This window comes from Halomonas sp. H10-9-1 (assembly GCF_040147005.1).
GTDB lineage: Bacteria > Pseudomonadota > Gammaproteobacteria > Pseudomonadales > Halomonadaceae > Halomonas.
In genome coordinates this window covers 1,561,940-1,574,573 of sequence record NZ_JAMSHO010000001.1, presented here as the reverse complement: position 1 = coordinate 1,574,573, position 12,634 = coordinate 1,561,940, and the positions used below count along the sequence as shown (strand labels likewise).

The following is a 12,634-nucleotide window of genomic DNA, read 5'->3' as shown; positions in this document are numbered from 1 at the left end:
CCAAGGATCTTCCTCATGTCGACCCCACGCCCATTGGCGCTGGCGGTAGCGCTCGCCGCCGCCGGCTCGTCGTTCATGGCCCAGGCCCAGGACACCGAACAGCTCTCCACCCTGACCGTCACCGGCACCGCGGCCACCAAGACGGAGACACCGTTCAGCGAGACGCCCCAGGCCATCTCGGTCATCCAGCGCGAGGCGTGGGAAGAGCACGGCGCCGAGACGGTGCAGCGCGCCGCCGACTACACCCCCGGCGTCTTCACCAACCAGATCGGTGCGTCCAATCGCTACGACTATCTGGTGCTGCGCGGCTTCTCCGACGGCAGCATCAACAACACCTTCCTCGACGGCCTCAAGGTGATGGGCGATGCGGGCTCGTTCAGCTCGATGGTCATCGACCCCTACTTCCTCGACAGCATCGAGGTGGTCAAGGGGCCGGCCTCGGTGCTCTATGGCCGCGCCTCCCCCGGCGGCCTGGTGGCGCTGACCGGCAAGCGCCCCGAGTTCGAGCGCTCGGGCCAGCTGCGCCTGGGCGCCGGCAACAACGCCCACAAGAGCGCCGCCTTCGATCTCACCGGGCCGCTGGACGACGAGCGCCGCCTGGCCTATCGGCTGACCGGCCTGGCGCGCAGCGCCGACACCCAGTTCGGCCCGGTCGAGGAGCAGCGCTATGCCCTGGCGCCCTCGCTCACCTGGGATGCCACCGATGCCACCAGCCTGACGCTGTACGCCTACCTGCAGAAGGATCCCGAGGGCGGCTACCACTCCGGCCTGCCGTTCGAGGGCACCATAAAGAATCACGCCGGCCGTCGGCTCTCCAACACCTTCTTCGAGGGCGAGGAGGACTTCGAGGCCTTCGAGCGCGAGCAAAGGATGTTCGGCTATGCGCTGGAGCATCGCCTCAACGACACCCTGACCCTGCGCCAGAACGCCCGCTACCTGAACGCGGACGTCACCATGAACCAGGTCTACGCCTACGGCTGGGCCAACGACACCGATCTCACCCGCTACTATTCCGGCGGCCAGGAGGACCTCGAGGCCTGGACCGTCGACAACCAGCTCCAGGCCGAGCTCACCACCGGCGCCGTCGACCACATCCTGCTGTTCGGCGCCGACTACCAGCAGCGCGAGAACGACGTGCTCTGGGACTACGGCACCACCGCCTCGCTCGACGTGACAGACCCTCAGTACGGCAGCGATGTCTCGATCTACCAGACCGACGACCAGCAGCGCGACCTGAGCCAGACCGGCGTCTACCTGCAGGATCAGATGGCCGTCGGCCACTGGCACCTGGTGCTGGGCCTGCGCCACGACTGGGTCGATATCGAGAACACCAATGAGGGCACCGGCACCACCAGCGAACTGGACGACACCCAGCTCAGCGGCCGCGTCGGGCTGCTGTATCGCTTCGACAACGGCGTATCGCCCTACGTCAGCTACTCCACCTCGTTCTCGCCCAATGCCTATACCGACGCGAACGGCAACCTGCTGGCGCCCACCGAGGGCGAGCAGCTCGAGACGGGCCTGAAGTTCCAGCCCAATGGCACCCGGGATCGCTACCGCCTCGCGCTGTTCCACATCTCCCAGGAGAGCGTCGCCACCAAGGACCCCAACGAGAGCTTCTACCGCGCGGTGGGCGAGATCGAGTCCCAGGGCGTCGAGCTCGAGGCCCATACCCAGCTGACCGACAACCTGCGTCTCCAGGCCGGCTACAGCTTCACCGACGTGACCTACGCCAAGACCGAGGACGACACCCAGGGCAACGCCGCCAACCAGGTGCCGCGTCACCAGGCCAGCGTCTGGGCCAACTACGCCTTCGACCGCGGCGCCCTGGCGGGCCTGGATGCCGGGCTCGGGGTGCGCTATCACGCCGACATCCACGCCGACGAGGAAAACACCGAGAAGGTCCCGGACTACACCCTGGTCGACGCCACCCTCGGCTATGACCTCTCCCGCGTGGGCCTCGACGGCGTCTCGGCGCGACTCAACGTCGGCAACCTGCTCGACAAGGAGTACGTCGCCTCCTGCTACGACCTCAACTACTGCTACTTCGGCGCCGAGCGCAGCGTGAAGGCCACCCTCAGCTACGATTTCTGAGCCCCGCCACGTCCGACAGTGCTCATCCTCGCGATGGACCGATGCCCAATACAACCGTATTGATAACCATTACTATCGCAGGTACCCTCGATCAGTCGCCCGTTCCCGGCTGCCTTGCGGGGCGCAGCGCACTCTACGAGCCACGGAGTCCACCATGTTCGACGCCCAGGCCGCGACCTTCGAGGTCAACGGCAAACACCTGCTGTCTCCCATCGACCTGCGCTTCGAGGAAGGCCAGGTCCATGGCCTGATCGGCCACAACGGTTCGGGCAAGTCGACACTGCTCAAGCTGCTGGCCCAGCAACAGCCCGCCAGCGGCGGCGAGATCCGCTTCGATGGCCGCCCCTTGAGCGACTGGGGCAACCGTGAGTTCGCCCGCCAGGTGGCCTACCTGCCCCAGCACCTGCCCAGCGCCGAGTCGCTGACCGGACGCGAGTTGATCGGACTGGGGCGCTATCCCTGGCATGGCCTGCTGGGGCGCCATACCCGGGAGGATCGCGAACAGGTCGAGCGCGCCATCGCCTTGACCCATACCGAGCCCTTCGCCGACCGCCTGGTGGACACCCTCTCCGGCGGCGAGCGCCAGCGCGTCTGGCTGGCCATGCTGCTGGCCCAGGGCAGCCGCTTCCTGCTGCTCGACGAGCCGCTGGCGGCGCTGGACATCGCCCACCAGGTCGAGGTGCTGGCCCTGACGCGCCGGCTGTCCCAGGAGCTCGGTCTCGGCGTGATCATCGTGCTCCACGACATCAACATGGCCTCGCGCTACTGCGACCGCCTGGTGGCGCTGGGTCGCGAGTGGGTGGCCCTGGCCGGCGGCGGCCTGGCCATGGGGCTGGTGTTTCTGCTGGCCTGGCGGCGCGGGCTGGCGCCGGTGGTGGTGGTGCTCAGCGGGCTGGTGGTCAACCTCTATCTCGGCGCGCTGGCCATGGTGCTGCTGCTCTTCCACCAGGAGGAACTCAAGGGGCTGCTGATCTGGGGGGCGGGGTCGCTTTCCCAGAACGGCTGGCAGGACGCCGCCTTCCTGGCCCCACGCCTGGCGCTGGGTGCCCTGCTCGCCGCCTGGCTGCTGCGCCCGCTGGCGATGCTGGAGCTGGACGACGCCAGCGCCAAGAGCCTCGGCGTGTCGCTCAAGTGGCTGCGCCTGGGCGGGCTGGGCCTCGCGGTCTTCCTGACCGGCTGCGTGGTCAGCGTGGTCGGCATCATCGGCTTCCTCGGCCTGGCGGCGCCCAACATCGTGCGCCTGGCCGGCGCCCGCCGGCTGGGGGCGCGGCTGGTCTGGTCGACGCTGCTCGGCGCCCTGCTGCTGGCGACCACCGACCAGCTGCTGCAGCGCTATGCCGGCATCCTGCCGACGCTGATCCCCACCGGCGCCACCACCGCCGCCCTTGGCGCCCCGCTGCTGCTGTGGCTGATCCCCCGCCTGCGCCTTGCCAACGAATCGCCCCCCCGCGAGGCCCATGCCATTGGCAGCCGGCATCCGGCACCCCGGCGGCTGGCCACCGGGCTGGCCATCGCCCTGCTCGGCGTAGCGGTGATCGCCGCCCTGGCCGGCCAGGGCGCTGGCGGCTGGCAGTGGGCCTCCCCCGCCGATGGCGAGCTGCTGCAGTGGCGATGGCCGCGCCTGCTGGCCGCCGCCGGCTGCGGCGTGATGCTGGCCATCGCCGGTACCCTGATCCAGCGCCTGACCGCCAATCCCATGGCCAGCCCCGAGGTGCTCGGCATCAGCGGCGGCAGCGCCATCGCCCTGATGGGGGCGATCTTCCTGCTGCCCGCCCCCGGCAACCTGCCCCTGGTCGGCGTCGGCACCCTGGGCGCCCTGGCGGCACTGGCGATGCTGGTGCTGGTCAACCGCAAGAGCGGTTTCCAGCCGGCGCGACTGCTGCTCACCGGGGTGGCGATCACCGCGCTGTTCGATGCGGTGCGCGCCATCGTGCTGGCCGGCGGCGACCCGCGCGGCCAACAGATCATCGCCTGGCTCTCCGGCTCCACCTACTACGTCGACGCCACCAGCGCGGGGGTCGTGGCCGCCGTGGCCCTGCTGCTGGCACTGGCGGCCGCGCCGCTCGCCCGCTGGCTGGACATCCTGCCGCTGGGCGGCGCTACCGCCGCCGCCCTGGGCATCCACCTGGGCCGGGCGCGACTCGCCCTGCTGCTGCTGCTGGCCCTGCTCACCGCCGCCGCTACCCTGGTGGTGGGGCCGCTGTCGTTCGTCGGCTTGCTGGCCCCCCATATGGCCCGCCTGCTGGGCTTCGCCCGCGCCCGGGCGCATCTTGCCGGCGCGGCCCTGGTCGGCGCCCTGCTGATGGTGCTGGCCGACTGGCTCGGCCGACAGCTGCTGTTCCCCCAGGAGATCCCGGCCGGCCTGATGGCATCGCTGCTGGGGGGCGCCTACTTCATGTGGGGGCTGCGGCGGCTCTAGCCAGGCCCCACCCCGGCACATATCACCGCTGACGCCCCCCGATGCACCCCGCCCACTCCACGGGGGAGTCTGCCTCGACAGACCAGGCGCCGGCCGCCGATACCTGCGCCGATCTCGATGAAGGCCCCTCCGACAGCAGGGTCTGGCAGATCATCGAGCTAACGGCAGAATAGGCCTGCACCTCTTTATGCAGACCCTTCGGCAGATCTTCCCTCACAATCAAATACAACTGGTAATCGCTACTGATTATTGGTTTGGGTGACATTACCTTGCATGTCAACCCGAGCTAATTACAGCTCTGGCTTTGGCATTGACAAGAGAAGGCTCCCGGATAAGAATGATATTGAGAATTAATATCATAAGGAGCAAGTCATGCCACCCTCCCCGCAGCTCCGCTACCATTGCATCTTTCTCGAGGTCTCCTTTAGGGAGCTTCTGGAGCGGGTGAGTGCGCAGACGCAGGGTGATGATACGCCCTGCTGGCTGGATGCCCGTACCCTCACCCTGCTCACCAGCGAACTGGAACGCTGCCGGCGCGATGCCCAGGGGGCTCCCGACGTGGCCGAACCACTGGGCACGGCGGTCTATCATGCCGGACTGCTGATGGCGCAGTGCCCAGGCGCCCTCGGCAAGCGGCTCTGTCAGCATCATCTTCAGGCTATCCGGCAGCCACTGCTGGAGGCCATTGCCAGGCTGGAGAGGCACCAGCCCCGCTCACAGCCAGGCCCGGTGCAACGGCTGCGCTACTGGCTCAGCGCCGGGTAAGTCACGCTCTCGAAAGACACCCGAGGCACACCGTTATCCAGCCAGCCGCAGGAGATAGCCTCCCCCTCCAACCCTGGAAGAGCGAGGCAATCGCACTAGAAGGCCCAATCCTCGTCTTCGGTGGCCTCGGTGCGGCCGACGACATACGAGGAACCCGACCCGGAGAAGAAGTCGTGGTTCTCGTCGGCCCCCGGCGAGAGCGCGGCCAGGATGGTGGGATCCACGTCGCACACCTCCTGGGGGAAGAGCCCCTCGAAGCCCAGGTTCATCAGCGCCTTGTTGGCGTTGTAGTGGAGGAACTTCTTGACGTCCTCGGTGAGCCCGACCTCATCGTAGAGCAGCTCGGTATAGGCCACCTCGTTCTCATAGAGCGCCAGCATCAGCTCATAGGCGTAGGCCTTGACCTCCTCCTGGCGCTCCGGCGTCCCCTCGGCCATGGCCCGCTGGAACTTGTAGCCGATGTAGTAGCCATGCACCGCCTCGTCGCGAATGATCAGGCGAATCAGATCAGCGGTATTGGTCAGCTTGGCGTGGCTGGACCAGTACATCGGCAGATAGAAGCCCGAATAGAACAGGAACGACTCCAGGAAGACACTGGCCACCTTGCGCATCAGCGGGTCCTCGGCCCAGTAGCGTTCGAGCACCAACTCCGCCTTGGCCTGCAGGGTGGGATTCTCCTCGCTCCAGCGGAAGGCGTCGTCTACCTCTCGGGTGGTGCACAGCGTGGAGAAGATCGAGCTATAGGAGCGGGCGTGCACCGCCTCCATGAAGGTGATATTGGCGTAGACCGCCTCCTCGTGGGGCGTCATCGCGTCCGGCATCAGCATCGGCGCGCCGACGCTGCTCTGGATGGTGTCGAGCAGGGTCAACCCGGTGAACACCCGGATGGTGAGCCGCCGCTCCGGCTCGCTCAGGGTGTTCCAGGACGGGATATCATTGGAGAGCGGCACCTTCTCCGGCAGCCAGAAGTTGCTGGTCAGGCGGTTCCACACCTCCAGGTCCTTGTCGTCCTCCAGACGGTTCCAGTTGATGGCAGACACTCGGACCAGGCGTGATGAGCGGGTGTGATGCGGGTTTCCGTTACTCATTTCATATCACTTGTCTAAATAAAGGGATCAGGGAAACGCTGATTTGCGCAACGAGCGAAGAGAGGCTGGCCACCGCCGGCACGCAGGAACCGGAATGTAGCCTGCTACATGAGGATTCCGAGTACCGCCGGGGGCCAGGATATCGAGCGCAGTAGCGAATCATGTTTTCCTAGAGTGTGCAGGAGACGCAGCCTTCGACCTCGGTACCCTCCAGGGCACTCTGGCGCAGGCGCACGTAGTAGAGAGTCTTGATCCCCTTGCGCCAGGCGCTGATCTGCGCGCGGTTGATATCGCGGGTGGTGGCGGTATCGGGGAAGAAAAGCGTCAGCGACAACCCCTGATCGACGTGCTCCGAGGCCGCGGCGTAGGTATCGATGATCGCCTCGGGTCCGATCTCGTAGGCGTCGCGATAGAACGCCAGGTTGTCGTCGTCGAGATAGGGCGCCGGATAGTAGACCCGTCCCAGCTTGCCCTCCTTGCGGATCTCGATCGGCGAGGCCACCGGGTGGATGCTGGAGGTGGCATGATTGATGTAGGAGATCGACCCGGTGGGCGGCACCGCCTGCAGGTAGCGGTTGTAGAGCCCATGGGTCATCACCGCCGACTTGAGCACTGCCCAGTCAGCGCGCGTCGGCAGCGTGATGCCGAAGCGCTTGAACAACGCTTGGACACGTTCGATGCGCGGCAGCCAGTCGCGCTCGGTGTACCGGTCGAAGAAGGTGCCGCTGGCGTAGGCGGACGCCTCGAAGCCGGCGAAGGCCTCGCCGCGCTCTCTGGCCAGCCGGTTGGAGGCGGCGATGGCATGGTAGGCCACGCAGGCGAAGTAGACACTGGTGAACTCCAGCGCCTCCGGCGAGCCGTAGTGGATATGTTCCCGGGCCAGGAAGCCATGCAGGTTCATCTGCCCCAGGCCGATGGCCCGCGAGCGGGCGTTGCCGTTGGCCACCGAGGGCACCGAGGCGATCTCGGTCATCTCGGCCACCGCGGTCAGGCCGCGCACGGCGACCTCGACACTGCTGCCGATATCACCCGAATCCATCACCCGGGCGATGTTCAGCGAGCCCAGGTTACAGGAGATATCCTCCCCTACGCGGCGATAGCCAAGATCTTCGCCGAATTCGCTGGGTGTGTTGACCTGCAGGATCTCCGAGCAGAGGTTGCTCATATTGATGCGCCCGGCGATGGGATTGGCGCGGTTGGCATTGTCTTCGAACATCACATAGGGATAGCCAGACTCGAACTGCACCTCGGCCAGGGCCTGGAAGAAGGCCCGGGCGTCGATCCTGGTCTTGCGGATACGCCGGTCATCGACCATCTCGTGGTACTTCTCGGTGACGCTGATGTCTCCGAAGGGGATGCCGTAGACACGCTCCACATCGTAGGGCGAGAAGAGATACATCGGCGCGTTGCGCCTGGCGAGATCGAAGGTGATGTCGGGGATGGTGACCCCCAGCGAGAGGGTCTTGATGCGCACCTTCTCATCGGCATTCTCGCGCTTGGTGTCGAGGAAGCGCAGGATGTCGGGGTGGTGGGCATTGAGGTAGACCGCCCCCGCCCCCTGGCGGGCCCCCAGCTGGTTGGCGTAGGAGAAGGCATCCTCGAGCAGTTTCATGATCGGGATGATGCCCGATGACTGGTTCTCGATGCGCTTGATCGGGGCACCCGCCTCGCGGATGTTGCTGAGCAACAGGGCCACGCCTCCGCCACGCTTGGAGAGCTGCAGGGCCGAGTTGATGCCCCGCCCGATGGACTCCATGTTGTCCTCGAGGCGCAGCAGGAAGCAGGAGACCAGCTCGCCGCGTTGACGCTTGCCGGCATTGAGGAAGGTGGGCGTGGCCGGCTGGAAACGACCGGTAACGATCTCGTCCACCAGCGACCGGGCCAGCGTCTCGTCACCGCGAGCCAGGGTCAGGGCCACCATGCATACCCGATCCTCGAAGCGCTCCAGATAGCGGCGCCCATCGAAGGTCTTCAGGGTGTAGCTGGTGTAGTACTTGAAGGCGCCGAGGAAGCTCGGGAAGCGAAACTTCCAGGCATAGGCCTGCTCAAACAGCGACTTGATGAAGCTGGCATCGTACTGTGCCAGCACCTCCGGCTCGTAGTACTCCTGCTCGATCAGGTAGTCGAGCTTCTCCTCCAGCGAGTGGAAGAACACCGTGTTCTGGTTGACGTGCTGCAGGAAGTACTGGCGTACCGCCTCCCGGTCGCGTGCCAGCTGCAGGCGCCCGTCGGGACCATACAGGTTGAGCATGGCGTTCAGCGCATGGTAGTCCAGTTCGCGCGCGGCGCTCTCCGCCTGGCGGCGTGGCGGGGTCAGGATTGTCGTGTCCAAAACTCTCTCACTCCCTTGCAAACCCGGGTCACGTCGTTGTCCGTGCCCAGCAACTCGAATCGATACAGCAGCGGGACTCTGCACTTCTCGGCGATGATGCGCCCGGCCAACCCGTAGGCGGCGCCGAAGTTGGTATTGCCGGCGGCGATCACCCCGCGCAGCAGGGCCCGATTGGCGGCGTCGTTGAGGAAACGGATCACCGGCGCCGGTACCGCCCCCTTCGCCTGGCCCCCACCGTAGGTGGGCGTGACCAGGATGAAGGGGTGCGTCGCTTCAGGCAGCGGCGCAGCGCGCTCGAACGGGATGCGCCGCGCGGGCAGATCCAGCTTCTGGATAAAGCGATGGGTATTGCCGGAGCGGGTCGAGAAGTAGATCAACTCCGGCGCTGCAGTCCACGGTGGGGGCATGATCACGCCCGGGCCAGATGGCCGAGGCGGTCCGGACGAAAGCCGGACCAGTGCTCGGCGCCGGCAACCACCACGGGCAGCTGGCGGTGGCCAAGGGCCACGACACGCTGGCGGGCGTCCGGGTCACGCTCCAGGTCGATCAGGCGGTAGGCGATGCCCTGGCGCTCCAGGGTGCGACAGGTGGCCGTGCACTGGGGGCAGGCCGGACGGGTATAGACTTCAATTTCCATGGTGACACTCCCTGTGGCAGGAAAACTATATATGGCGTCTACGAAGGGAAGGATACACCATATATAGAATTCGTCACCCTTGAAATACCATATGTTGTGGTGTAGAAGACATTTTGACACAAGAGAGGCGCACAGTCGGCCGCATGACAAGGGGCAAGGGGCAAGGGGCAAGGGGCAAGGGGCAAGGGGCAAGGGGCAAGGGGCAAGGGGCAAGGGGCAAGGGGCAAGCAAGGCAGGATGCCGCCACGAGGCGTCCTGGCGGCGTCGAGATCATATCAGGGCGCAGATGACAGATACCTGAGATGACAGATACCTGAAAAAGACAGCGCCGCGGCCCAAGGGCCGCGGCGCTGCGTGGTGAGACCGAGGAGTCGGTCGGTCGATCAGGCGGTGGCGGCCTGGTAGCGGCGCTCGACCTCGTCCCAGTTGACCACGTTGAAGAACTCGGCGATGTAGTCCGGGCGCTTGTTCTGGAACTTGAGGTAGTAGGCGTGCTCCCACACGTCCAGACCCAGCACCGGGGTGTTGCCGTTGGAGATCGGGCTATCCTGGTTGAGGGAGTTCTCCACTACCAGCGTCTTCTGCGGGGTGACGCTGAGCCAGGCCCAGCCGCTGCCGAAGCGACCCAGGGCGGCCTTGGTGAAGGCGTCCTTGAAGGACTCGAAGCCACCCAGCTCGCTGTCGATGGCCTCGGCCACCTTGCCCTTGGGCTGACCGCCGCCGTTGGGCGACATCATCTGCCAGAACATGGTGTGGTTGGAGTGGCCGCCACCATTGTTGATCACCGCCTGGCGCTTCTCTGCCGGCACCTTGTCCAGATCGGCCAGCAGCTCGTCGGCCGGCACATCTTCCAGGCCGGTGCCCTCGAGGGCAGCGTTCAGGTTGTTGACGTAGGTCTGGTGGTGACGCGAGTGGTGGATCTCCATGGTCAGCGCATCGATATGGGGCTCGAGCGCATCGTAGGCATACGGCAGGTCAGGGAGGGTATGTGCCATGTTGATCATCTCCTTTTGGTGGCTTTCATTGTGCTGCAACTCATTGAGATGCGGTCGCCGCATAGGGATTTCAACCGCACCGCACGCACTTTTTATCCTCTGGCCACCCTACCCCAACCAGCGCGAATCCGTCTAGCGCAGGGCAGACGAGGATCGGCCACGAAGGGGTTGGCACAACTGCGACGGCCCTGCAGAGAGCAGAAAGCCGGTTCCTGACGGAACCGGCTTTCGCTCATGCTATCGGGCAATCCCTTACAACTTGCTCTCGAGTTCCGGCAGGGCCTCGAAGAGATCCGCCACCAGGCCGGTAACTGTCGAGAGCGCGACCTTGAAGATCCCGATCTTCCTTACAGCTTGCTTTCCAACTCCGGTAGCACCTCGAACAGATCGCCGACGAGACCATAGTCGGCGACCTGGAAGATCGGCGCCTCCTCGTCCTTGTTGATGGCGACGATCACCTTGGAGTCCTTCATGCCGGCCAGGTGCTGGATGGCCCCCGAGATGCCCACGGCGATGTAGAGCTCCGGGGCGACGATCTTGCCGGTCTGCCCCACCTGCATGTCGTTGGGCACGAAGCCGGCATCCACCGCGGCGCGCGAGGCGCCGATGGCGGCGCCGAGCTTGTCGGCGATGCCGTCGAGGAGCTTGAAGTTGTCGCCGCTGCCCATGCCACGGCCGCCGGAGATGACCACCTTGGCGGCACCCAGCTCGGGGCGGTCGGATTGGGCCAGCTCCTCCTTGATAAAGGTGGACTGGGCGTTGTCGGCCACGAAGTCCACCTCCTCGACGGCGGCACTGCCCCCCTCGGCGACGGCATCGAAACCGGTGGTGCGCACGGTGATCACCTTCAGCGCGTCGTCGCTCTGCACGGTAGCGATGGCGTTGCCGGCGTAGATCGGCCGCTTGAAGGTGTCGGCGCTCTCCACCGCGATGATCTCGGAGATCTGTGCGACGTCCTTGAGCGCGGCGACGCGCGGCAATACGTTCTTGCCGGTGGTGGAGGCGGCGGCCAGCAGATGGCTGTAGTCGGAGGCGAGCTCATTGAGCAGCGCCGACATCGGCTCGGCCAGCTGGTGGGCGTAGGCGGCGTTGTCGGCCACCCGCACGCGGGCCACGCCGTCGAGCCTGGCGGCGGCCTCGGCGATGGCAGCGACGCCTTCGCCTGCCACCAGCACGTCGATATCACCACCGATGGCCTTGGCGGCCGCGACCACGTGGGCGGTGGCGCCGGCCAGGGCGCCGTCATGATGTTCGGCAAGTACCAGGATGCTCATCAGATCACCTTCGCCTCATTCTTGAGTTTGTCGACCAGCTCGTCCACGGAGCCCACCTTGATGCCACCCTGGCGCTCGGCCGGCGGCTCGACCTTGAGCAGCTTGATCTTGCTCGCCACCTCCACGCCCAGCTCCGCCGGGGACTTGACGTCCAGCGGCTTCTTCTTGGCCTTCATGATGTCGGGCAGCTTGGCGTAGCGCGGCTCGTTCAGGCGCAGGTCGGTGGTGACGATCGCCGGCAGGGAAAGCGCGACGGTCTGCAGGCCACCGTCGACCTCACGGGTCACCTGGGCCTTGCCGTTGTCGATGACGACTTCCGAGGCGAAGGTGCCCTGGGGCAGGCCAGTCAGGGCGGCGAGCATCTGGCCGGTCTGGTTGTTGTCGGTATCGATGGCCTGCTTGCCGAGGATCGTAAGGCCCGGCTGCTCCTCTTCCACCAGCTTGGCCAGCGCCTTGGCGGCGCCCAGCGACTCGACGCGCTCATCGGTCTCGACATGAATGGCGCGGTCGGCACCCAATGCCAGGGCGGTGCGCAGCTGCTCCTGGGCGGCCTTGGGACCGATGGTGACGGCGACCACCTCGGTGGCAATGCCCTTTTCCTTCAGGCGCACCGCCTCTTCCACGGCGATCTCGCAGAAGGGGTTCATGGCCATCTTGACGTTGGTGAGGTCGACATCGGAGTGATCCGGCTTGACCCGGATCTTGACGTTGTAGTCGATGACGCGTTTGACCGCGACGAGTACTTTCATGATTGCCTCGCTTGGTGCTCGGGAGTTGAACCATCACAAATCCAATGGTGCGACACTGCCATCCGCACCGTCCTGGAACAGGCCGCATAGAACGGCGTGACATGCTCTTCTAGGTTTCATGCGGGCGTTTGATAGCCGTCGCATCGAAAAAACTGTGTCAATGTGCCATACCCTTGTGCATGGCAACAATCTCAATATCGGCCCTCTCCGGCCCCTGATCGGCATGACACCGTGATTGCCCAATCGCAAGGGGTGACCTTGTTGGCCTATTATGCCTATCA

Annotated in this window: 10 protein-coding genes; 3 read left to right on the top strand and 7 right to left on the bottom strand. The window is 65.6% G+C overall.

The genetic code is table 11. The features are described from left to right. The first annotated feature begins 15 nt into the window (after positions 1-15). The 3 genes from NFH66_RS07190 to NFH66_RS07180 all read left to right on the top strand — a co-directional run bounded on the left by NFH66_RS07190 (position 16) and on the right by NFH66_RS07180 (position 5,278). A complete protein-coding gene (locus NFH66_RS07190) occupies positions 16-2,094 on the top strand; it encodes a TonB-dependent siderophore receptor (RefSeq protein WP_349609453.1) in 2,079 nt (692 codons plus the stop codon). A gap of 154 nt (positions 2,095-2,248) precedes the next feature. After that, a complete protein-coding gene (fhuB, locus tag NFH66_RS07185; RefSeq protein ID WP_349609452.1) occupies positions 2,249-4,513 on the top strand; it encodes a Fe(3+)-hydroxamate ABC transporter permease FhuB in 2,265 nt (754 codons plus the stop codon). Positions 4,514-4,885: 372 nt separating this feature from the next. Then, complete coding sequence (locus NFH66_RS07180; RefSeq protein ID WP_349609451.1) at positions 4,886-5,278, top strand: hypothetical protein; 393 nt, start codon at positions 4,886-4,888, stop codon at positions 5,276-5,278. Between the two features lie 95 nt (positions 5,279-5,373). On the opposite strand, the gene nrdF is transcribed toward NFH66_RS07180, so the two are convergent. From nrdF to NFH66_RS07145, 7 genes are all read right to left on the bottom strand, one after another. Then, positions 5,374-6,366, bottom strand: coding sequence for a class 1b ribonucleoside-diphosphate reductase subunit beta (gene nrdF, locus NFH66_RS07175; protein ID WP_349609450.1), 993 nt, complete (start codon positions 6,364-6,366; stop codon positions 5,374-5,376). A 169-nt stretch (positions 6,367-6,535) separates the two neighbouring features. Then, positions 6,536-8,698 (bottom strand): class 1b ribonucleoside-diphosphate reductase subunit alpha, encoded by a 2,163-nt coding sequence (gene nrdE, locus NFH66_RS07170; protein WP_349609448.1) that lies wholly within the window; start codon positions 8,696-8,698, stop codon positions 6,536-6,538. After that, positions 8,680-9,105, bottom strand: coding sequence for a class Ib ribonucleoside-diphosphate reductase assembly flavoprotein NrdI (gene nrdI / locus NFH66_RS07165; protein WP_349609446.1), 426 nt, complete (start codon positions 9,103-9,105; stop codon positions 8,680-8,682). Before nrdI ends, nrdE begins: the two co-directional genes overlap by 19 nt. A gap of 2 nt (positions 9,106-9,107) precedes the next feature. After that, on the bottom strand, positions 9,108-9,335 hold the full coding sequence (gene nrdH / locus NFH66_RS07160; protein ID WP_349609444.1) for a glutaredoxin-like protein NrdH: 228 nt from the start codon (positions 9,333-9,335) through the stop codon (positions 9,108-9,110). 383 nt (positions 9,336-9,718) lie between these two features. Beyond that, entirely contained in the window at positions 9,719-10,330 is a 612-nt protein-coding gene (locus NFH66_RS07155) for a superoxide dismutase (protein WP_349609443.1), read from the bottom strand. Between the two features lie 347 nt (positions 10,331-10,677). Next, positions 10,678-11,604, bottom strand: a complete 927-nt coding sequence (locus NFH66_RS07150; RefSeq protein WP_349609441.1) for an electron transfer flavoprotein subunit alpha/FixB family protein — start codon at positions 11,602-11,604, stop codon at positions 10,678-10,680. Continuing rightward, the gene (locus tag NFH66_RS07145; RefSeq protein ID WP_349609439.1) at positions 11,604-12,353 is read right to left on the bottom strand and encodes an electron transfer flavoprotein subunit beta/FixA family protein; all 750 of its coding nucleotides are present in this window, start codon (positions 12,351-12,353) and stop codon (positions 11,604-11,606) included. Before NFH66_RS07145 ends, NFH66_RS07150 begins: the two co-directional genes overlap by 1 nt. Positions 12,354-12,634: the final 281 nt, after the last annotated feature.